The sequence below is a fragment of the Microbacterium sp. EYE_78 genome, from assembly GCF_023149035.1.
Lineage (GTDB): Bacteria > Actinomycetota > Actinomycetes > Actinomycetales > Microbacteriaceae > Microbacterium.
Genome location: NZ_JAHXMY010000002.1, coordinates 841698 through 862589, shown reverse-complemented (window position 1 = coordinate 862589; position 20892 = coordinate 841698). Strand labels below are relative to the sequence as shown.

21 protein-coding genes are annotated in these 20892 nt (G+C 69.8%); 7 read left to right on the top strand and 14 right to left on the bottom strand.

All coding sequences use genetic code 11. The features are described from left to right. Positions 1-7: 7 nt before the first annotated feature. A complete protein-coding gene (locus KZX17_RS11250; protein ID WP_248174827.1) occupies positions 8-1555 on the bottom strand; it encodes an MFS transporter in 1548 nt (515 codons plus the stop codon). 65 nt (positions 1556-1620) lie between these two features. Here KZX17_RS11250 and KZX17_RS11245 point away from each other — a divergent pair, with 65 nt between their 5' ends. Further along, positions 1621-2163, top strand: a complete 543-nt coding sequence (locus KZX17_RS11245; protein WP_248173419.1) for a TetR/AcrR family transcriptional regulator — start codon at positions 1621-1623, stop codon at positions 2161-2163. A 68-nt stretch (positions 2164-2231) separates the two neighbouring features. On the opposite strand, the gene serA is transcribed toward KZX17_RS11245, so the two are convergent. The 9 genes from serA to KZX17_RS11200 all read right to left on the bottom strand — a co-directional run bounded on the left by serA (position 2232) and on the right by KZX17_RS11200 (position 12270). Beyond that, positions 2232-3836 carry a phosphoglycerate dehydrogenase gene (gene serA / locus KZX17_RS11240; protein ID WP_248173416.1) on the bottom strand — a complete coding sequence of 535 codons (1605 nt, stop codon included), beginning with the start codon at positions 3834-3836 and terminating at the stop codon, positions 2232-2234. A gap of 121 nt (positions 3837-3957) precedes the next feature. Beyond that, on the bottom strand, positions 3958-4302 hold the full coding sequence (locus KZX17_RS11235) for a hypothetical protein (protein ID WP_248173413.1): 345 nt from the start codon (positions 4300-4302) through the stop codon (positions 3958-3960). Between the two features lie 4 nt (positions 4303-4306). After that, positions 4307-4801, bottom strand: a complete 495-nt coding sequence (locus KZX17_RS11230; protein ID WP_248173410.1) for a hypothetical protein — start codon at positions 4799-4801, stop codon at positions 4307-4309. Between the two features lie 157 nt (positions 4802-4958). Then, positions 4959-5984, bottom strand: a complete 1026-nt coding sequence (gene ilvC / locus KZX17_RS11225; protein WP_248173407.1) for a ketol-acid reductoisomerase — start codon at positions 5982-5984, stop codon at positions 4959-4961. A gap of 45 nt (positions 5985-6029) precedes the next feature. Next, entirely contained in the window at positions 6030-6539 is a 510-nt protein-coding gene (ilvN, locus tag KZX17_RS11220) for an acetolactate synthase small subunit (protein WP_036309288.1), read from the bottom strand. A 2-nt stretch (positions 6540-6541) separates the two neighbouring features. After that, entirely contained in the window at positions 6542-8335 is a 1794-nt protein-coding gene (locus tag KZX17_RS11215) for an acetolactate synthase large subunit (RefSeq protein ID WP_248173404.1), read from the bottom strand. A 42-nt stretch (positions 8336-8377) separates the two neighbouring features. Then, entirely contained in the window at positions 8378-10084 is a 1707-nt protein-coding gene (gene ilvD, locus KZX17_RS11210; protein WP_248173401.1) for a dihydroxy-acid dehydratase, read from the bottom strand. A 9-nt stretch (positions 10085-10093) separates the two neighbouring features. Then, entirely contained in the window at positions 10094-10861 is a 768-nt protein-coding gene (gene otsB, locus KZX17_RS11205; RefSeq protein WP_248173396.1) for a trehalose-phosphatase, read from the bottom strand. Beyond that, complete coding sequence (locus KZX17_RS11200; protein WP_248173393.1) at positions 10858-12270, bottom strand: trehalose-6-phosphate synthase; 1413 nt, start codon at positions 12268-12270, stop codon at positions 10858-10860. Before KZX17_RS11200 ends, otsB begins: the two co-directional genes overlap by 4 nt. Before the next feature lie 73 nt (positions 12271-12343). Between KZX17_RS11200 and KZX17_RS11195 the strand changes: the two genes are divergently transcribed. Continuing rightward, positions 12344-12598 (top strand): hypothetical protein, encoded by a 255-nt coding sequence (locus KZX17_RS11195; RefSeq protein WP_248173390.1) that lies wholly within the window; start codon positions 12344-12346, stop codon positions 12596-12598. A gap of 12 nt (positions 12599-12610) precedes the next feature. Here the strand turns inward: KZX17_RS11195 and KZX17_RS11190 are convergent, their stop codons facing one another. From KZX17_RS11190 to KZX17_RS11180, 3 genes are read right to left on the bottom strand one after another with little or no spacing between them, the layout of a single operon-like run. Then, a complete protein-coding gene (locus KZX17_RS11190; protein WP_248173387.1) occupies positions 12611-13792 on the bottom strand; it encodes an acetyl-CoA C-acetyltransferase in 1182 nt (393 codons plus the stop codon). Further along, a complete protein-coding gene (locus KZX17_RS11185) occupies positions 13789-14442 on the bottom strand; it encodes a CoA transferase subunit B (RefSeq protein ID WP_248173385.1) in 654 nt (217 codons plus the stop codon). The genes KZX17_RS11190 and KZX17_RS11185 overlap by 4 nt, the downstream gene beginning before the upstream one ends. Before the next feature lies 1 nt (position 14443). Then, positions 14444-15217, bottom strand: a complete 774-nt coding sequence (locus KZX17_RS11180; RefSeq protein ID WP_248173382.1) for a CoA transferase subunit A — start codon at positions 15215-15217, stop codon at positions 14444-14446. A 99-nt stretch (positions 15218-15316) separates the two neighbouring features. On the opposite strand from KZX17_RS11180, the gene KZX17_RS11175 reads away from it, so the two are divergent. Further along, positions 15317-16108: an IclR family transcriptional regulator gene (locus KZX17_RS11175; RefSeq protein WP_248173379.1), complete on the top strand. Its 792-nt coding sequence runs from the start codon at positions 15317-15319 to the stop codon at positions 16106-16108. Between the two features lie 15 nt (positions 16109-16123). Here the strand turns inward: KZX17_RS11175 and KZX17_RS11170 are convergent, their stop codons facing one another. Continuing rightward, entirely contained in the window at positions 16124-17542 is a 1419-nt protein-coding gene (locus tag KZX17_RS11170) for an NAD(P)/FAD-dependent oxidoreductase (protein ID WP_248173376.1), read from the bottom strand. Positions 17543-17688: 146 nt separating this feature from the next. On the opposite strand from KZX17_RS11170, the gene KZX17_RS11165 reads away from it, so the two are divergent. From KZX17_RS11165 to KZX17_RS11150, 4 genes are read left to right on the top strand one after another with little or no spacing between them, the layout of a single operon-like run. After that, entirely contained in the window at positions 17689-18525 is an 837-nt protein-coding gene (locus tag KZX17_RS11165) for an ABC transporter ATP-binding protein (protein ID WP_248173373.1), read from the top strand. A 7-nt stretch (positions 18526-18532) separates the two neighbouring features. Beyond that, positions 18533-19210 carry an ABC transporter permease gene (locus KZX17_RS11160; RefSeq protein WP_248173370.1) on the top strand — a complete coding sequence of 226 codons (678 nt, stop codon included), beginning with the start codon at positions 18533-18535 and terminating at the stop codon, positions 19208-19210. Next, complete coding sequence (locus KZX17_RS11155) at positions 19207-19929, top strand: ABC transporter permease subunit (protein ID WP_248173367.1); 723 nt, start codon at positions 19207-19209, stop codon at positions 19927-19929. Before KZX17_RS11160 ends, KZX17_RS11155 begins: the two co-directional genes overlap by 4 nt. A gap of 38 nt (positions 19930-19967) precedes the next feature. After that, positions 19968-20888, top strand: a complete 921-nt coding sequence (locus tag KZX17_RS11150; RefSeq protein WP_248173364.1) for an ABC transporter substrate-binding protein — start codon at positions 19968-19970, stop codon at positions 20886-20888. Positions 20889-20892 lie beyond the last annotated feature (4 nt).

The following is a 20892-nucleotide window of genomic DNA, read 5'->3' as shown; positions in this document are numbered from 1 at the left end:
CGCGCGATCAGTGGTCGACGCGCTCGGTGCGGGACCCCTTCAGCGTAGTGGCCGCCACGACGGCTGCGCAGACGACCAGCGCGGCACCGATGAGCGAGGTCACGCCGACGCCGGCGTCGAACGCGGCCGCTGCCGCGTCGGCCACGCGGGCTCCGAGCTCGGCGGGCAGCTCCGCAGCCACGTTCGCCGCGCCAGCGAGGGTTTCGCGCGCGGCCTCGGCGGCCCCCGTCGGCAGCTCCGCCGGAAGGCTGATGCCGGCACGGTAGAGGGCGGTGAGGATGCCGCCGAGCACCGCCGTGCCGAGGACGGCGCCCAGTTCGTACGCGGTCTCCGACACCGCGCTGGCGGCGCCTGCCTTGGCGGGCGGCGCGCTCGCCAGGATGAGCTCGTTCGAGACGGTCTCCGCTGCACCGATGCCGATGCCGAGGAGCGCGAACGCTGCGATGAGGGTGCCGAGGGCCGCGGCATCCGTCGACAGCGCGATCATGACGTACCCCGCCACCGACAGCGTCAGCGCGACGGGGACGACGATCCTCGGTGACACTCGGCGCGAGATCGGCACGACCCCGAGGCCTGCCACGATCATCAGCGCGAGGCCGGGGACCAGCGCGAGTCCAGCTTGGAGCGGCGACAGACCGACGATCAGCTGCAGATGCTGCGTCACGAAGTAGAGGAAGCCGACGAGCGCGACGACGCTCAGGAGGTTCACGAGCAGGGCGCCCGTGAACGTCCCCTGCGCGAAGAGGCGCATGTCGAGCATCGGCGCGCGCGATCGCAGCTGACGCCTGACGAACAGCCAGCCGAACACGATGCCGACGGCGACGAGTGCGATCGGGAGCAGACCCGGGCCGTGCACCGCGAATTCCTTGATGGCGTACACGACGGGGACCATCGTCGCCATGCTCAGCACGATGCTCGCCGGGTCGATGCGGCCGGGGTTCGGGTCGCGGCTCTCCGGGACGAGGATGGGCGCGAGCACGAGCAGCGGGATGAGCACGGGGACGGCCATCAGGAAGACTGAACCCCACGAGAAGTGCTCGAGCAGGATGCCGCCGACGATCGGGCCGAGCGCCGAACCAGCGGAGAACATCGACGCCCAGACCGCGATCGCGAGGCGCCGCTGATCGCGATCGGTGAAGATGCTGCGCAGGAGCGAAAGCGTCGAGGGCATCAGCATGGCGCCGAACACGCCCATGGCGGCGCGCGCGACGATGAGGAGACCCGCGGAGGGGGCGAACGCCGCGAGCGCCGAGACGAGCGCGAAGCCCGTTGCGCCGATCATCAGCAGCCGACGTCGCCCGAACCGGTCGCCGAGGGAGCCCATCGTCACGAGCAGGCCCGCGAGCACCAGCGGGTACGCGTCGATGATCCACAGCTGCTGCGCGCTCGTGGGCCCGAGGTCTCGTGCGATCTCGGGCAGCGCGAAGCTCAGCACCGTGTTGTCCACCGACACCAGCAGCACCGGCAGCATGAGCACGACCAGCGCCGCCCATCCGCGCCAGCCCTGCCGCGTCGCACCGCGGTCAGCCACTCGGAGTTCTTCCGTCAACGTCATCATTTCTACACCGTCCAGCCGGTATAGTAACAGATCCAGACCGTCGATCGCGAGAGGATCGAAGCATGAGCAGACCCCCGCGCGCCCGAGAGAGCGTCCTCGACGCGTTCGAGGCGGCCCTCATCGACGGCGGCGCCCGGAGCGCCACGATGGACGCGGTCGCCGCCGCCGCCGGCGTCTCCAAGGGCGGCCTCCTCTACCACTACGCCTCGAAGGACGCCCTCGAGTCCGCGCTGCTCGAGCGGATGCGGCAGCTGGTGGACGCCGACGTCGCGGACATGGTGGCTGCTCCCGGCGGCGTGGTGGCCGCGTTCGTCCGCACGTCCGTACAGACGGACACACCGCTCGATCGCGCGATCGTCGCGGCGTCCCGACTGGCGCAGGCCGGGCACGCCGAGGCATCCGCCGCGCTGCGCGACGTCCGCGACGTCTGGGAGCGGTCGCTCCGTCCGCACACCCGCGACGAGACCGCGCTGCAACTCGTCCTGCTCGTCAGCGACGGCCTGTACTTCAACAGCGCCTTGACTGCGGGCGCACTGCCCGGCCCGATCCCGAGGGGTGCCGAGCTGGACGCGCTGGTCGACCTGGTCGAACGCGCGGTGCGCTGAGGCGCTCCCCCGTCACGAACGACGCCGACGCGCGGCGCGGCGCGACAGGGAACCACGGATGCGGGGCGTCAGACCTCGGTGAGCTCGATCTGACGGAACAGGTCGGCGGCGACCGCCTCGCGGAGCTCGTCGAGCATCGCGTCGGGGATCGGCGAGTCGACCGTCAGCACGGAGAGGGCGCGGCCGCTCGCGTCGGGACGCGCCACCTGGAGCCCGGCGATGTTGATGCCGGCCTCACCCAGCTTCTGCCCGTAGATCGCGACGATGCCGGGGCGATCGGCGTAGCGCATGACGACGTGGTACCGGTTGATCGGCACCTCGACCTCGTAGCCGTTGATGCCGACGACCTTGGGCACCATCCGGGTGCCGGCGAGGGTCCCCTCCACGGTCAGGACCGTGCCGTCGGCCAGCGTGCCGCGGAGGATCGTGATGTTGCGGTAGAGGGGGCTCTCGGACTCGACGATCAGGCGGGTCTCGATGCCGCGCTGCTCGGCGAACAGCGGAGCGTTCACGTACGACACGTTCTCGCTCACGATGTTCGTGAAGATGCCCTTCAGCGCCGCGAGGCGGTAGACGCTCACGTCGTAATCGGCGAGCTCGCCGCGGACCTCGATGTCGAGGCTCGTGAGCGCGCTGGGGGCGAGCCCGGTGAAGATCTGGCCGAGCTGCTCGACGAGCGCGATGCCCGGACGCACGAACGGGTCGATGACGCCGCCGGCGACGTTCACGGCATCCGGGACGAGGTCACCCTCGAGCGCGAGCTTGACGGACTTCGCGACCGAGACGCCGGCCTTCTCCTGGGCCTCGTCGGTCGACGCGCCGAGGTGCGGGGTGACGATGACGTTCGGCAGGGCGAGCAGCGGGAAGGCCGTGCCGTCCTCCTTGGGCGGCTCGCTGGTGAAGACGTCGAGACCGGCACCCGCGATCTGCCCCGTGGTCAGCGCGGTGAGGAGCGCCTCCTCGTCGATGAGACCGCCTCGCGCGACGTTCACGACGTAGGCCGAGTCCTTCATGATCTCGAACTGGGCGGCGCCGATCATGCCGGTCGTCTCGGGCGTCTTCGGCATGTGGATCGTGACGAAGTCACTGGTCCGCAGCAGCTCGTCGAGGGTGAGGAGCTGGACGCCGAGCTGCTGCGCGCGCGTCGGGGTCACGTACGGGTCGTACGCGACGACCGTCACGCCGAAGGCCTGCAGGCGCGCGGCGATGAGGGCACCGATGCGGCCGAGGCCGATGATGCCGACGGTCTTCTCGAACAGCTCGGTGCCGGTGAAGGACGAGCGCTTCCACGCGCCGGCGGCGAGCGAGGCGTGCGCGGCGGGGATGTGGCGCGCGAGGCTGAGGATGTGGCCGACCGTGAGCTCGGCGGCGGAGATGATGTTGGAGGTGGGCGCGTTGACGACCATCACGCCCGCGCTCGTGGCGGACTTGATGTCCACGTTGTCGAGGCCGACGCCCGCACGCGCGATGACCTTGAGCGACGGCGCGGCGGCGATCGCCTCGGCATCCATCCTCGTGGCGGAGCGGATGAGGACGGCGTGCGCGTCCGCGAGCGCCGGGAGCAGCGCAGCCCGGTCGGCACCGTCGACGGATCGGACGTCGAAGTCGGGGCCCAGGGCCTCGATCGTGGCGGGAGAGAGTTCTTCGGCGATGAGGACGACAGGCTTGGGCACGGCAGACCTTCGGGTACGCGGGGGTGGATCGCCACGGATCGGCCGGGCTGTGACCGACGACGGTCCGCGGCACGGCAAGCCTAGCGAATGCGACCGCCCCGACCCGACCGTGTGACGCGGATCACGCGCCGATGAGCGAGTTCCCGTTCGTGATGGCGTAGGCGAGGATGTTCAGCCAGAACACCGCGACGAGGCCGACACCGACGAGCAGGACGACCGCGAGCTGCACGACGGACCGTCGGCGAGCAATGATCACGGCGGCGACGAAGACGATGATCGGGAACACCACGGCGAAGAGCAGAACGGCCCAGCCCGCACCGTTCAGGCCTTCGACGCCGGTCGCCTGCGCGAGGAGGAAGGCGACAGCGGTCCAGACGGCGTAGGCGTAGAAGAGGCCGAAGGCGCCGGCGACGGCGGCGGGCAGCCACGAGGGTCCGCGGCGCGGGGGTGCGGTCGGGGTCGTCACGGTGTCACACTCCGATCACGAAGGGCCACGGGAGCAGGAGGAACGCGCCGCCGATGAGCCAGGCGAAGCGAAGCCATGTCGCGCTCCCCCGGGTCAGCAGCAGCGTCGCACCGAACCAGAGGGCCGGGGCCGCGACGGACATCCAGATCGCCGGGACGACCGCGGCGGGCTCGAGCCAGAACGTGGTGGCGTCGGACAGCCGCGCGCCGCCGAGCACCCAGCCGACGGTGTAGAGGAGGTAGACACCCCCGAGCAGCCCCAGGCTGACGAGTGCCACGTTCCCCAGGGGTGTGCTGATGGGCGCCACGGTCGCATCGCCGGGATCGGACGTGGCCCTCGGCGGGGGCGGTGCGCCCGCGGCATCCCCACTCCCCCGCCCGACGGCTCGCCAGCCCTCCGGCAGGGCGGCGTCGGTACGCTCCGGGCGCGGTGGGCGAGTCGGCGAATCGTCGCCCTCCCAGCGGAGGGCGTCCTCGTCGTCGTGGGGGTCGGATGGCACGAGCCGAGTCTACCGACGCCGAAGGCCCGACCCCTTGTAAGGGTCGGGCCTCCGTGGCTCATGTCAAGCCGGTCCCGGCGGATGCGCCGAGGGCTGGATGCCGAAGGTCAGCGCGCTGCGGAGCCCTCCGCACTCTGCGCGCCGTCGGCGCGGTCGGTCAGCGCGCAGCGCTTCCCTCGGTGTAGTCCGAGTCCTGCTGCTTCCACGCGAAGAGCGCGCGCAGGTCCTTGCCGACGGCCTCGATCGGGTGCGAGGCGGCCTTCGCGCGGAGCTCCTGGAACTCGGCGGCGCCGTTGTCCTGGTCGTCGATGAAGCGCTTTGCGAACGCACCGGACTGGATGTCCGCGAGGACGGCGCCCATGTTCTCCTTGACGCGCGGGTCGATGACACGCGGTCCCGAGACGTAGTCGCCGTACTCGGCGGTGTCGGAGACCGACCAGCGCTGCTTGGCGATGCCGCCCTCCCACATGAGGTCGACGATGAGCTTCAGTTCGTGGAGCACCTCGAAGTAGGCGATCTCGGGCTGGTAGCCGGCCTCGGACAGGGTCTCGAAGCCGTACTGCACGAGCTGCGACACACCGCCGCAGAGGACGGCCTGCTCGCCGAACAGATCGGTCTCGGTCTCCTCGGTGAAGGTCGTCTTGATGACGCCGGCACGGGTGCCTCCAATGGCCTTCGCGTACGAGAGCGCGACGTCCCAGGCGTGACCCGAGGCATCCTTCTCGACGGCGATGATGTCCGGGATCCCGCGCCCTGCGACGAACTCGCGACGCACCGTGTGGCCCGGGGCCTTCGGGGCGACGAGGATGACATCGACGTCGTCGGGGACCTCGATGTAGCCGAAGCGGACGTTGAAGCCGTGGGCGAAGGCGAGGGTCTTGCCCGCCGCGAGGTGGGGCTTGATCTCGTCGTTGAAGATGCCGCGCTGGTGCTGGTCCGGCGCGAGGATCATGATGAGGTCGGCCCACTCGGCGGCATCCGCGACGGACTTCACCTCGAAGCCGTCCTCCTCCGCCTTGGGCGCGGACTTCGAGCCGTCCTTGAGGGCGATGACGACCTCGACGCCGGAGTCGCGGAGGTTCTGGGCGTGGGCGTGGCCCTGCGAGCCGTACCCGACGATGGCGACCTTCTTGCCCTGGATGAGCGAGATGTCGGCGTCGGCGTCGTAGAGGATCTCAGCCATGTTCGTGTGTGTCTCCTTGTAGATGTCGGTAGAGAAGTTGTGGGGTCAGCCGCGCAGGACGCGCTCGGTGATGCTCTTGCCGCCTCGGCCGATGGCGACCATGCCGGACTGCGCGAGCTCCTTCACGCCGAAGGGTTCGAGCGCCTTGAGGAAGGCGTCGACCTTGCCGCGATCACCGGTCACCTCGACCACGAGCGCGTCGGTCGCGTAATCCACGACCGAGGCGCGGAAGAGGTTCACGACCTCGATCACGTTCGAGCGGGTCTGGTTGTCGGCGCGGACCTTCACGAGCATGTGCTCGCGCTGCACCGACGACGCGTAGTCGAGCTCGACGATCTTGATGACGTTGACCAGCTTGTTGAGCTGCTTCGTCACCTGCTCGAGCGGCAGCTCCTCCACGTCGACGACGACCGTGATGCGGGACAGCCCGGGCACCTCGGTCACCCCCACGGCGAGGGAGTCGATGTTGAAGCCGCGACGGGCGAAGAGGCCGGCGACGCGGGTCAGCAGACCGGGCTTGTCCTCCACGAGGAGGCTCAGGACGTGCTTGCTCATCGTCAGTCCCCCTGCTCGAATGCCGGCGCGTGCTCACGCGCGTACTGGACGTAGCTGTTGCTGACGCCCTGCGGCACCATCGGCCACACCATCGCGTCGGCGCTCACCACGAAGTCGATGACGACCGGGCGGTCGTTCGTCTCGAGCGCGGTCGTGATCGCGGCATCCACGTCCTCGGCCTTCTCGACGCGGATGCCGAGGCATCCGTAGGCGTCCGCGAGCTTGACGAAGTCCGGGATGCGGATGGTGTCGTGGCCCGTGTTCAGGTCGGTGTTGGAGTGACGGCCGTCGTAGAACAGCGTCTGCCACTGCCGCACCATGCCGAGCGACGAGTTGTTGATGATCGCGACCTTGATCGGGATGTTGTTGATGACGCAGGTGGCGAGCTCCTGGTTGGTCATCTGGAAGCAGCCGTCGCCGTCGATCGCCCACACCGCACGGTCCGGCTCGGCGACCTTCGCACCCATCGCTGCGGGGACGGCGTAACCCATCGTCCCCGCGCCGCCGGAGTTCAGCCATGCGTTGGGACGTTCGTAGCCGATGAACTGCGCGGCCCACATCTGGTGCTGCCCCACGCCCGAGGCGAAGACGCCCTCGGGACCGGTGAGCTCGCCGATCCGCTGGATGACGTGCTGCGGCGAGAGCAGCCCGTCGCTGGTCGGCGCGTAGCCGAGCGGGAACTCCGCGCGGAGGCCCTCGAGGTAGGACCACCACTCGGAGATGTCGGGCGTGTCCACGCCGGCGAAGGCCGCGTCGAGGTCGACGAGGACGTCTTTCAGGTCGCCGACGATGGGGACGTCGGCGGCACGGATCTTCGAGATCTCCGCCGGGTCGATGTCGACGTGGACGACCTTCGCGTGCGGCGCGAACAGCGCCGCCTTCCCGGTCACGCGGTCATCGAAGCGAGCGCCGAGCGCCACCAGGAGATCCGCCTCCTGCAGCGCGAGCACGGCGGGCACGGTGCCGTGCATGCCGGGCATGCCGAGCTGCTGCGGGTGCGAGTCCGGGAACGCGCCGCGGGCCATGAGCGTCGTCACCACCGGTGCTCCGGTCGCCTCGGCGAGGCGACGCAGTTCCGCCGCGGCGCCGGCGCGCACGACGCCGCCGCCGACGTAGAGGACGGGCTTCTTGGCCTCGGAGATGAGCTGCGCGGCAGCCTGGATCTGCTTGCCGTGAGCCTTCGTCACCGGACGGTATCCGGGGAGGTCGATCTTCGGGGGCCAGACGAACGGCGCCTTGGCCTGCTGGGCGTCCTTCGTGATGTCGACGAGGACGGGGCCCGGTCGTCCGGTCGAGGCGATCTCGAACGCCGCGGCGATCGCAGCCGGGATCTCGGCCGGGTCCTTCACCAGGAAGGAGTGCTTCGTGATCGGCATGGTGATGCCGACGATGTCAGCCTCCTGGAAGGCATCCGTCCCCATCAGGGTGGAGTACACCTGCCCCGTGATGCAGACGATCGGCATCGAGTCCATGTACGCGTCCGCGATGGCGGTCACGAGGTTGGTCGCGCCGGGGCCGGACGTCGCGATGGCGACGCCCACCCGACCGGATGCCGCGGCGTAGCCTTCCGCGGCGTGCCCTGCGCCCTGCTCGTGCCGGACCAGGATGTGCCGCAGCTCCGTGGAGTCCATCAGCGGGTCGTAGACCTCGATGATCGCTCCGCCCGGAAGCCCGAAGACGTCGGTGACGCCGAGGAGCTCGAGCGAGCGGACGACGGCCTGCGCTCCGGTGAGCATGGGCGTGGACGAACCTCCGGCCGGTGGCCGGGGCACAGCGGCGACGGTGTCAGAAGACATGAGTGGGACCTCTGCGTGATGGATGACGGTGTGTGTGGGGGCCTAGCCCGTCGTCGCGCCCTCCGCAGCGGAGCGCACGAGTTTCGAGTACTTGGCCAGCACGCCACGGGTATAGCGCGGGGGAAGGGGCTCCCAGCCTTCGCGGCGGGAGTTCAGCTCATCCTCATCGACGAGTAGGTCGAGAGAGCGAGCCGCGATATCGACCCGTATCAGATCACCATCGCGCACGAAGGCGATGGGACCAGCGTCCACCGCTTCGGGTGCTATGTGGCCGATGCACAGGCCGGTTGTGCCGCCTGAGAATCGTCCGTCCGTCAAGAGTAGTACATCTTTTCCGAGGCCCGCGCCCTTGATGGCGGCCGTTACGGCGAGCATCTCGCGCATGCCGGGGCCGCCCTTCGGGCCCTCGTATCGGATGACGACGACGTCGCCGGCGGCGATGCGTCCCTCCTCCAGCGCGTCCATGGCGGCACGCTCGCGCTCGAAGACACGGGCGGGTCCTTCGAAGACCGCGGCGTCGAATCCGGCGGTCTTGACGACGGCCCCCTCGGGCGCCATCGAGCCGTGCAGGATCGTGATGCCGCCGGTCGCGTGGATCGGGTCGTCGAAGGTGTGGATGACGGTGCCGTCGATCGAGTCCGGGTCGAGGTCGCGGAGGTTCTCGGCGAGGGTCTTGCCGGTCACGGTGAGCGCGTCGCCGTGCAGGAGGCCCTCATCGAGCATCGCCTTCATGATGACCGGGATGCCGCCGTGCCGATCGACGTCGTTCATGACGTACTTGCCGAACGGCTTCATGTCGGCGACGTGCGGGACCTTGTCGCCGATGCGGTTGAAGTCGTGCAGAGTCAGGTCCACATCGGCCTCGCGGGCGATCGCGAGCAGGTGCAGGACGACGTTGGTCGAGCCGCCGAGCGCCATCGCGAGTGCGATCGCGTTCTCGAACGACTCCTTGGTGAGGATGTCGCGCGTCGTGATGCCCTGGCGGAGCAGGTTCACGACAGCCTCGCCCGAGCGGTGCGCGTAGTAGTCGCGGCGACGGTCGGCGGAGGGCGGTGCCGCCGAGCCCGGCAGGCTGAGCCCCAGGGCCTCCGCGACCGACGCCATCGTGTTGGCGGTGTACATGCCGCCGCACGCGCCCTCGCCGGGAGCGATGGCGCACTCGATGCGCTTGAGGTCCGCCTCGCTCATCTTGCCCGCGAGGCACGCGCCGACCGCCTCGAACGAGTCGATGATCGTGACGTCCTTCTCGGTGCCGTCGCTGAGCTTGACCCACCCGGGCGCGATGGAACCGGCGTAGAGGAAGACGCTCGAGAGGTCGAGACGGGCCGAGGCCATCAGCATGCCCGGGATCGACTTGTCGCAGCCTGCCAGCAGGACGGAGCCGTCGAGGCGCTCGGCCATCATGACGGTCTCGACGGAGTCGGCGATGACCTCGCGGCTCACGAGGGAGAAGTGCATCCCCTCGTGGCCCATCGAGATGCCGTCCGAGACCGAGATGGTGCCGAACTGGAGCGGGTACCCGCCGCCGGCGTGCACCCCCTCCTTCGCACCCTGCGCGAGGCGGTCGAGGCTGAGGTTGCAGGGCGTGATCTCGTTCCAGCTCGAGGCGATGCCGATCTGGGGCTTGTCCCAGTCCTCGTCGCCCATGCCCACGGCACGGAGCATGCCGCGCGACGTGGTGGCTTCGATGCCGTCGGTGACCGCGCGGCTGCGGGGCTTGATGTCGATGATCTCGTCGGGTGAGGGCATTCTCGAAGTCTATTGCCGAGCCGCGGCGCGCTCGCGCGCGATGGTCGTCAAGAGTTCTGCCAGTTCATTGGTGTCCGCCACACGCACCGACGCGGCGGTCTCCCCCGGTCCCACTCGGATGCCGAGGTCGCCGGGTTCGAGCGAGCGAAGCGCGTCCTCATCCGTCACGTCGTCCCCGGCGAAGACCACCGCCGTCGCTGCCGTCTCGGCGCGCAGGCGCGCCACCGCCGCATCCTTGCCTTCGGTGCGGAAGGCGTACTCGACCAGGTTGTGCCCCTGACGACGGCGCCAGGAGGGCGCCTCCCGCGCGACGAGCTCATCCACCTGCGCGTGCAGCCGCGCCGCGGCATCCGACTCCCGGACGGTGCGCGTGTGGACGCCGAATCCGAAGCTCTTCGGCTCGATCCATGACCCCGGGACGTCGGCGCCGAGGGCCTCGGCCTCGCCGCGGAGACGGTCGCGGAGGGTGAGATCGGCAGCGGACGCCACCTCGTCCGCGGGGTGGCCGGGAATCCAGAACTCGGCGCCGTGGGACGCCGCGAGGAGGATGCGGGAATCGTCGCCGTGCTCGGAGATGACGCGCAGGTCTCCGAGCGACCGTCCGGACACGAGGGCGACGACGGTGTCGGGCGCGGACAGGAGGGCGTCGACGGCCTCGCGGGCCGGCGCGCTCATGCGAGCGGACATCGGGTCGTCCACGAGGGCGGACAGCGTGCCGTCGAAATCGAGTGCGACCAAGAGGCGCGCAGTCCCTGCGACCGCCCCCGGCCCCGTCACGGGTGCGCCTTCCGCGCGGCGCTGAGATCCGTCAGGAACCGCTGGGACCATCGCGCCACATCGTTCTCGCGCACACGGCGTCGCAGCGCCCGCATCCGCCGATCCTTCTCCTTGTCCGGCATGTCGATCGCCTGGATGATGGCGTCCTTCAGGCCGGCGATGTCGTGCGGATTGACCTTGATCGCCTGCGTGAGCTCGTCCGCCGCACCGGTGAACTCGCTGAGCACGAGGGCACCGCCGAGGTCGACGCGACTTGCGACGTACTCCTTGGCGACGAGGTTCATCCCGTCCCGCAGGGCCGTGACGAGCATCACGTCTGCTGCGAGGTACAGTGCGACCATCTCCTCGCGTGGGTAGGAGTGGTGCAGGTACTGGATCGCGCTGTATCCGAGTTCGTCCGCATCGCCGTTGATGCGACCGACCGTCAGCTCGATCTCATCGCGCAACTCCATGTACGTCTGCACCCGCTCGCGGCTGGGGCTGGCCACCTGGACGAGGATCACGTCGTGGACGGAGAGCCTGCCGTCGGCGAGAAGCTCGCCGTATGCCTTGAGCCGGTGGCGGATGCCCTTGGTGTAGTCCAAGCGGTCCACGCCGAGGAGGATCGCCTTCGGATTGCCGAGGCTCGTGCGGATCTCCTCAGCCCGGGCGCGGATGTCGGGCCGCTGCGCGAGCTCCTCGTACTCGGACGAGTCGATCGAGATCGGGTACGCCTTGGCGACGGCCGTGCGGACGCCGCCGTCCTCGGTCGGGACGGCGATGGACCCGGCCTTGGTGTCGAATCCGAGCTGCCGCCGCACGGCGCGCGCGAAGTTGCCCGCGTCCGCGACGCGCTGGAAGCCGATCACGTCGGCGCCGAGCAGGCCCTCGAGCACCTGCTTCCGCCACGGCAGCTGCGCATACAGGCCGTATGCGGGGAAAGGAATGTGGTGGAAATAGCCGATCGTGAGGTCGGGGCGCAGCTCGCGCAGCATGCGGGGCACCAGCTGCAGCTGATAGTCGTGCACCCACACCGTCGCGCCGTCCGCGGCGATCGCGGACGCGGCTTCCGCGAACCGGCGGTTGACCCTCGCGTAGGCGTCCCACCACGTGCGGTGATAGGTGGGGGTCGCGATCACGTCGTGGTACAGCGGCCAGATGGTGTCGTTCGAGAAGCCCTCGTAGTAGAGCTGCATGTCCTCCGCGGACAGCGCGACGGGGACCAGGTGCAGTCCGTCGAACTCGAAGGGCTCGACCTCGACATCGGCCTGCCCCGGCCAGCCCACCCATGCGCCGTTGTTGCGACGCATCACGGGGTCGAGCGCGGTGACGAGGCCACCCGGAGAGCGCCGCCAGGGCTCGTGCTCGTCGTCCGTTCGGTCGACCGGAAGACGGTTCGACACGACGACGAAGTCTGAAGCCTCAGCCACGGTGCTCCTCTCGATGGGTGTGTTCAGGCTAACAACCGCCGACGCGGTGACGGAGCGCACTAGCGTGGGTGCTATGCGCAAATACCTGTTCGGAACCGGACTCCTGTCGGCCATCACAGGTGGCGTGACCCTGCTGCGCTCGGCGCGCAGCGACGAGCCCTTCACGTGGCGCACCGCGCTCGCCTGGCTGAGCTGGGGCATCACCCTGGCGCTCGCGATCGGCTCGGTCGTCGACACGCGTCGCGCCCGGCGCGGAAAGCTCATCCCGCTCGACTCGCCGCGCGACGGCGAGCAGGCGAAGCTGCTCCGGCGACGCCTCTCGCGCTGACGGCCGCGGGCTTCAGCGGGTGAGGATGAGCGCCTCGCCCTGACCGCCGCCCCCGCACAGCGCGACGGCTGCCGCGCCGCTGCCGCGTCGCGCCAGCTCGTGCACGGCGTGGACGACCAGCCGCGCGCCGGACGCGCCGATCGGGTGCCCAATGGCGATGCCGCCGCCGTGGATGTTGACGATCGCCTCGTCGACGCCGAGCTCGCGTCGCGACTGCGCCACGACGGCGCCGAAGGCTTCGTTGATCTCGATGAGATCGAGTTCGGCGGGGGCCATCCCCTGACGTTCGAGCGCCTGCGCGATGGCGCGCGACGGCTGCGAGTGCAGGGAGTTGTCCGGGCCGGCGACCTGGCCCGCCGAGCCCAGGGTCGCGAGGACCGTCCAGCCCTCGGCATCCGCTCTCGTCCGCGTGGTGACGACGACGGCGGCGGCACCGTCCGAGATCGGCGACGCATTCCCGGCGGTGATGTCACCATCGTCAGAGAAGGCCGGGCGCAGACGGCCGAGCGTCTCGACCGTCGTCTCAGGACGGATGCCTTCGTCCCGCGTCACGCGGATCGGATCGCCCCGGCGCTGCGGGACCTCGATGGGGACGATCTCGTCCTCGAACACCCCGCGGTCCGTCGCGGCAGCCGCTCGCTGGTGCGACAGTGCGGCGACGTGATCCTGGTCGGCGCGGGAGAGGCCGAGACCCGGATTGCGACGCTCCGTCGACAAGCCCATCGAGACGCCGTCGTACGCATCGGTGAGACCATCGACGGCCATGTGGTCCAGCACCTCGACCGAACCGTACGCCCATCCGTCGCGAGAGCCCATCAGCAGATGCGGCGCTCGGGACATCGACTCCATGCCGCCCGCGACGACGACGGATGCGTCGCCGGAGGCGATCATCCGCTTCGCGTCGATGATCGCGGTGAGCCCCGACAGGCAGACCTTGTTCACGGACGTGGCGTGCACGCCCCATCCCAGCCCGGCTCCGACCGCCGCCTGACGCGCGGGGTTCTGCCCGGAGCCTGCCGCCAACACCTGCCCCATGACGACCGCATCGACCGCTGCGGGGTCGACACCGCCCCGGTCGAGGGCTCCCCGGATCGCGAACGCGCCGAGCTCCGGAGCGGTGAAGCCCGACAGCTGCCCGCGCAGCTTGCCCTGCGGCGTGCGAGCCGCCGCGACGATGACGATCTCCTCGCTCATGCGTCCACCTTCGCACCGTCGGCGACGGTGAGCGTCGGCTCGGTCGCGGCGATGACGTCGCGCACCGTGACGCCGGGCGCGGTCTCGGTGAGGACGAGCCCGGTGGGCGTCACGTCGATGACGGCGAGATCGGTGATGATCCGGTCCACCACGCGCCGGCCTGTCAACGGCAGCGAGCACTCGGAGACGATCTTCGGCGATCCGTCCCGGGCGGTGTGCTCCATGAGCACGATGACCCGCGAGGCGCCGTGGACGAGGTCCATCGCTCCGCCCGGGCCTTTCACCATCTTTCCGGGGATCATCCAGTTCGCGAGGTCCCCGGTTGCGGACACCTGCATCGCTCCGAGGATCGCCGCGTCGATCTTGCCGCTGCGGATCATGCCGAAACTCAACGCCGAGTCGAAGAACGCCGCGCCGGGAAGGGTGGTGACGGTCTCCTTCCCCGCGTTGATCAGATCAGGGTCGACCCGGTCCTCGGTGGGATAGGGACCGACGCCGAGGATGCCGTTCTCCGACTGCAGCACGAGTTCGATCCCGTTGGGGACGTGGTTCGGAACGAGGGTCGGCAGTCCGATGCCGAGATTCACGTACGAGCCGTCCCTCAGCTCAGCGGCCGCACGAGCTGCCATCTGCGTTCTGGTCAGTGCCATCTCACTCCTCCTCGGACGCGACGGTGCGCCGCTCGATGCGCTTCTCGATCGCCGACCCGACCTTCACGATCCGGTGGACGAAGACGCCCGGCAGGTGCACGGCGTCGGGATCCAACCGACCGGGCTCGACGAGCTCCTCCACCTGCGCGATGCAGACGCGTCCGGCCATCGCGGCGAGCGGGTTGAAGTTGCGGGCCGCCTTGTTGAACACGAGGTTGCCGTGCCGATCTCCGCGGAGCGCATGCACCAGCGCGAAGTCGGTGACGATCGCCTCCTCGAGCACGAACTGCCGTTCCTCACCGCCGGGGGCGAAGGTCCGGACATCCTTCGGAGGTGATGCGACGGCGATGCCACCGGCCCCGTCGTACCTCCGCGGCAACCCGCCCTCAGCCACCTGGGTCCCCACGCCGGTCTGGGTGAAGAATGCGGCGATGCCCGCTCCCCCGGCTCGCAGCTTCTCTGCGAGCGTGCCCTGCGGCGTGAGCTCGAGCTCGAGCTCACCGGAGAGGAACTGCCGTTCGAACTCCTTGTTCTCGCCGACGTAGGACGAGGTCATCTTCCGGATGCGGTGCGCATGGAGGAGGACGCCCAGTCCCCAGTCGTCGACCCCGCAGTTGTTCGAGACGACGGAGAGATCGGTCGTGCCCTGTGCGAGCAGCGCCTCGATCAGGGCGATCGGGTTGCCGGACAGTCCGAACCCCCCGACGGCGATGCTCGCACCGTCGGGGATGTCGGAGACCGCGTCGGCCGCGGATGGAAAGGTCTTGTCGATCACGCGCACTCCTTCGTGTGTCGCCTCAGCATCGCCCTCGGACGGATACCGCGGCCAGACCGCGATTGCGATGTGGTGCACCGAACGCCTAGCGTCCATATCGTGGAACGCCCTGCGCAGTCGGTGCCCGGCGCTCAGGCGATCGCCAGGGCGGCGCATCTGCTGCGCCTGGTCAGCGCCGCGGGCATGGAGGGGAAGGGCGTCCGCGAGCTGGCCGCGGAGGCATCCCTGTCCCGATCGACCACCCACCGCCTGCTCAGCGCACTCCGCGCTGAGGGCCTGGTCGATCAGGACGAGCGGACGTCGAGATGGCTTGCGGGACCGGAGCTGTTCCTCATGGGGGCGGCCGCCGCACCGCGGTACGACATCACGCACGTCGCGGGCGACATCGTCCGATCCCTGGCCGTCAAGACGGAGGAGAGCGCGTTCCTCTCGGTGCGACGCGGCGACGAGACCGTCTGCCTCATGCGCGAGGAGGGGTCGTTCCCGATCCGGTCATTCGTCCTCAGCGAGGGCGTGAGGTTCCCCCTTGGGGTGGCGTCGGCGGGACTCGCGATCCTGTCGTTCCTGCCTCCATCGGAGGTGGATGCCTACCTCGACCGCCACCCGGAGCTCGCCGACCGGTGGGGCGGTGCCCATGATGCGGACGCCCTGCGCGCCCGTATCGGAGACACCCGCGACCGCGGCTATGCCGTCAACCCCGGTCTCATCGTCGCGGGTTCGTGGGGCCTCGGTGCCGCCGTCTTCGACCGCGACGGAGCGCCTGCGTGGGCCCTCAGCCTCACCGGCGTGGAGTTCCGGTTCGATCGCGACCGCCTGCCGCAGCTGGGGCGCCTGCTCCTCGCGCATGCGCATCAGCTGACGACCCGCATCCAGTCCGTCCGTCGGCGATGAGGCGGACGCTCCCCCTCAGAGGCCGGCCGTCTCGAGCCAGCGCAGCCAGACTTCACTGACCGTCGGATAGGCCGGCACCGCGTGCCAGAGTCGGTGCAGCGGCACCTCTCCGACGATCGCGATCGTCGCGGCGTGCAGCAGCTCCGCCACGTCGGGACCGACGAAGGTCGCCCCGACCAGGACGCCTCGTTCCGCATCGATGACGGCGCGCGAGCGCCCCTCGTACCGGTCGGACTGCGTGCTCGCGCCGGCGACCCATGAGAGGTCGTAGTCGACGATCTTGACCTGGATGCCGGCGGCGCGAGCGGATGCCTCGGTGTGACCGACGGCGGCGATCTCGGGCTCGGTGAAGACGACCTGCGGGACGGCGGAGTGATCGGCGGTCGCGGCGAGCGGGCTCCACGGCGACGTGTCGACATCGGTGGACGTCGCGCGCCGGGCGATGACGTCACCGGCGACCCGCGCCTGGTACTTCCCCTGGTGCGTCAGCAGGGCGCGGTGGTTCACGTCTCCGGCGGCGTACAGCCACTCGCTCCCGGGCACCCGCATCGAGTCGTCGACGTCGATCCAGGAGCCGGGATCGATCCCGACGACGTCGAGTCCGACGTCCTGCGTCCGTGGGACGCGGCCCGTCGCGACGAGGATCTCTGCGGCGCGCACCTCCCCACCGTCGTCGAGGCTGATCACCACCTCCCCGTCCGCGGACCGCTCGACGCGCTCGACGTCGGCGCCCGTGCGCACGTCCGCGCCGGCGGAGACGAGGGCGTCCCGCACCGCTGCACCGGCGAATTCCTCCAGTCCGCCGAGGAGCCGCGACCGGGCGATGACGGTCACACGCGAACCGAGTGCCACGAACGCGGTGGCCATCTCGAGCCCGACGACACCTCCGCCGAGGATCGCCAACGAGGCCGGGACGGTACGGACGCCCGTCGCCTCGCGGCTCGTCCACGGCGCCGCATCGGCGAGGCCCGGGATGTCGGGGAGCAGTGCCGCCGAGCCGGTGCAGACAGCCACGGCCTGCCGGGCGCGCAGGACCGTCGCGGACCCGTCCGCCGACTCGACCGTGACCTCCCTCTCCCCCGACAGTCGACCGTGTCCGCGGACCAGATCGATGCCGGCGCTCTGCAGCCACTCCACCTGCGACGTGTCCTGGTACTCGTGCACGATGCGGTCGCGTCGGGCGAGCACGGCGTGCACATCGAGGTCGCCTGTGACGGCTTCGGCAGCACCGGCCACGTCGCGCGCGGCACGCAGCGCAGCAGGCGCCCGCAGCAGAGCCTTCGATGGCATGCACGCCCAGTAGGAGCACTCTCCGCCGACCAGCTCGCTCTCGACGATCGCGGCAGTCAATCCGCCGCGCACCGCACGATCGGCGACATTCTCTCCGACGGGTCCCGCTCCGATCACGATGAGGTCGTACTCGCGTGTGCTCATGTCCTCACCGTAGTGAGCGCGGCCCCACCGACCGCCGGTTTGACACCCGGCGTTTGCACACCTCGCATGTGACGTCAATAGACGCGGCGCACTCCCGACATGTCGGAGGTCTGTGGTTGGCTGAGTCACCGGCCGAAAGGACCCCCATGGCGATCGAGTTCCGATCCGTCACGAAGCGATTCGGCGACGGCCCCGCCGCCGTCGACGACGTCAGCATCGTCATGCCGGCACGACAGACCACGGTCCTCGTCGGTTCGTCCGGATGCGGCAAGACGACGCTGCTGCGGATGATCAACCGGCTGATCGAACCGACCTCGGGCGACATCACCATCGACGGGGAATCCATCCGCTCCCGCGACGCCGTGCAATTGCGGCGGAGCATCGGATACGTCCTGCAGAACGCCGGACTGCTGCCCCATTACACCGTTGCCGACAACATCGCCACCGTCCCCGTCCTGACCGGCGCCTCGCGCAGCGCGGCACGCACCCGTGCGCTGGAGCTGATGGAGGTCGTGGGCCTCGACACGGCGTTCGCCGACCGATATCCCGCGCAACTCTCAGGCGGACAGCAGCAGCGGGTGGGGGTCGCGCGGGCGCTCGCGGCCGACCCCAACATCCTGCTCATGGACGAGCCGTTCGGCGCCGTCGACCCGATCGTGCGGAAGGAGCTCCAAGCCGAGGTCATCCGCCTGCAGCGGGAGCTCGACAAGACGATCGTCTTCGTCACACACGACATCGACGAAGCCTTCCTCCTCGGCGACCAGGTGGTGATCCTGCAGAAGGGTGCCCGCATCGCCCAGCGGGGCACGCCGTCCGAGATCATCGAGGCACCGGCCGACGAGTTCGTCGCGAGCTTCATCGGCACCGACCGCGGCGCGCGGGCGCTGCGCGCGAAACGCACCGATCGCGGCACGGTATTGGTCGACGACTCGGGTCGCACGCAGGGCGTCCTCGTCGACGGTGACCCCGGCACCGGACGGTGACGATCCCGTGAACTGGGTGCTCGACAATCTCGATCTCATCGGGCGGCTCACCGTCGCCCACCTGCGGCAGAGCGCGGTGGCGATCGTCCTCGGGTTCGTGATCGCGATCCCGATCGGCTGGGCGGCGTTCCGCTTCACCCGCCTCCGCGGGACGGTGCTCGGCGCCGTCAGCATCCTCTACACGATCCCGTCGTTCGGACTCTTCGCCCTGATCAGCGCGACGACCGGGATCGGCCTCCTCTCCGAGACGAACCTCGTCGTCGCCCTCACCATCTACGCGGTCGCGATCATGACCCGCTCGGTGACCGACGGCCTCGCATCCGTGGAGACGTCCGTGCGGGCGGCCGCGGTGGCGGTGGGCTTCGGCTCGTGGCGACGCTTCTGGACGGTCGATTTCCCCCTGGCCGGACCGGTCATGCTCGCGGGCCTCCGCGTCACGGCGGTGTCGACCATCTCCCTGGCCACCGTCGGTGCGCTGATCGGGGTCCAGAACCTCGGCTACCTCTTCACGAACGGGTCGCAGCGGCGCATCATCCCCGAAGTCCTCGCGGGCGTCCTCGCCGTCGTCGTCATCGCCCTGCTCATCGATCTGATCCTGGTCCTCGCGGGCCGCGCGCTGATGCCGTGGACGCGACGCACCCGCGCCCCGCGAGAGCGTCCGATCGCCCGGGAGGTGACGGCGTGAACGTCTTCTTCGAGGCCTTCGCCTGGATCTTCTCCCCCGACCGCACCACCGGCTATCTGCCGCTGTGGGAGGCCGTCCTGCAGCATCTGGGGTACACGTTCGGCTCGGTCGCGATCGCGGCCGCCGTCGCGATCCCCGCCGGCTGGGCGATCGGCCACACCGGCCGCGGCCGAGAAGTAGCCGTCTTCCTGTCCGGGGCGGCTCGTGCGTTGCCATCGCTGGGACTCGTCGTCCTGCTCTACCTGCTGATCGGCGTCAATTTCAAGGAGCAGGCAGCCGTCGTCGCGTTCGTCCTCCTGGCGATCCCCTCGATCCTCGCCGGAGCGTACGCCGGGATCGAAGCGGTCGGACGCACGACGATCGAGGCGGGACGCGCGGTCGGCATGACGCCGATGCAGGTGCTGTGGAAGATCGAGGTCCCCCTCGGGCTCCCCCTCCTCATCGGCGGCATCCGCTCTGCCGTCCTCCAGGTCGTCGCGACCGTGACCATCGCCGCCTATGTCGGGCTCGGCGGCCTCGGCTTCGCGCTCATCCAGGGCATCCAGACCCGCAACTCGGCGCAGATCCTCGGCGCGTCGATCGTCGTCGTCGTGCTCGCCCTCGTCCTGGATGCCGTCTTCGCGCTCCTGCAGCGCGTCCTCGTCCCGCGCGGCGTCACCGTGCAGAACCAGTCCCGTTCGTCCCGCCGCGCGAAGCGGGCGGCCGTCCCGTCCACCTGACCACAGCAACCCGACCACCACCCCACCCGGAGGCAACCATGTCCATCTCACGCACCCGTGTCCTGCCCGCCCTCGGCCTCGCCGCTGTTGCCGCGTTCGCCCTCTCCGCCTGCGGATCGAGCGACTCCCTCGAAGGCGGCAGCCCCAGCGGAGGCGGCGGCGGGAACGGCGGAGACTCCTCGACGATCGTCATCGGCTCGCAGCAGTACCCGTCGAACGAGATCATCGCCGAGATCTACGCGCAGGCCCTCGAGAACGCCGACTTCACCGTCGAGCGGAACTTCTCCATCGGTCAGCGAGACGCCTACATGCCCTCGCTCGAGGACGGATCCATCAACCTGTTCCCCGAGTACACGGGCAACCTGCTGCAGTACTTCGACGCCGACGCCACCGCCACCACGGCGGACGACGTCTACGCCGCCCTGCAGGAGGCGCTGCCCGACGGGCTCACGGCCCTCGACTACTCGCCCGCAACCGACCAGGACTCGTACAACGTCACGGCGGCCTTCGCCGAGGAGAACGACCTGACCGAGATCGGCGACCTCGCCGGCATCGAGGGGCTCACGCTCGGCGGCGCGCCGGAGCTCGAGACGCGTCCCTACGGCCCCGAGGGCCTGAAGTCGGTCTACGACGTCGACGTGCAGTTCGAAGCCACCGCCGACACGACGGTCGACGAGCTGGTCGCGGGCAACATCCAGATCGCCAACGTCTACAGCGCAGACCCGCGCATCGAGACCGAGGACCTTGTGACCCTCGAAGACCCGGAGGGGCTCTTCCTCGCCTCCAACGTCGTCCCGATCGCGAGCTCGGACGTCGCCGACGAGATCGCGGATGTCATCAACGCCGTGAGCGCAGCCATGACACCGGAGGAGCTCGTCGCGATGAACGTGCAGTCCTCCGTCGACCAGCGCTCCACCGAGGACATCGCCGCCGAGTGGATCGCAGCGAACCTCGACTGACCGC

Coding starts and splice junctions, on each gene's coding strand:
- KZX17_RS11215 (WP_248173404.1), bottom strand. CDS start 8,335: ATGTCTTCTGACACCGTCGCCGCTGTGCCCCGGCCACCGGCCGGAGGT.
- KZX17_RS11250 (WP_248174827.1), bottom strand. CDS start 1,555: ATGACGTTGACGGAAGAACTCCGAGTGGCTGACCGCGGTGCGACGCGG.
- ilvD (WP_248173401.1), bottom strand. CDS start 10,084: ATGCCCTCACCCGACGAGATCATCGACATCAAGCCCCGCAGCCGCGCG.
- KZX17_RS11170 (WP_248173376.1), bottom strand. CDS start 17,542: ATGAGCACACGCGAGTACGACCTCATCGTGATCGGAGCGGGACCCGTC.
- KZX17_RS11165 (WP_248173373.1), top strand. CDS start 17,689: ATGGCGATCGAGTTCCGATCCGTCACGAAGCGATTCGGCGACGGCCCC.
- KZX17_RS11185 (WP_248173385.1), bottom strand. CDS start 14,442: ATGGCACTGACCAGAACGCAGATGGCAGCTCGTGCGGCCGCTGAGCTG.
- KZX17_RS11195 (WP_248173390.1), top strand. CDS start 12,344: ATGCGCAAATACCTGTTCGGAACCGGACTCCTGTCGGCCATCACAGGT.
- KZX17_RS11150 (WP_248173364.1), top strand. CDS start 19,968: ATGTCCATCTCACGCACCCGTGTCCTGCCCGCCCTCGGCCTCGCCGCT.
- KZX17_RS11245 (WP_248173419.1), top strand. CDS start 1,621: ATGAGCAGACCCCCGCGCGCCCGAGAGAGCGTCCTCGACGCGTTCGAG.
- ilvN (WP_036309288.1), bottom strand. CDS start 6,539: ATGAGCAAGCACGTCCTGAGCCTCCTCGTGGAGGACAAGCCCGGTCTG.
- ilvC (WP_248173407.1), bottom strand. CDS start 5,984: ATGGCTGAGATCCTCTACGACGCCGACGCCGACATCTCGCTCATCCAG.
- KZX17_RS11190 (WP_248173387.1), bottom strand. CDS start 13,792: ATGAGCGAGGAGATCGTCATCGTCGCGGCGGCTCGCACGCCGCAGGGC.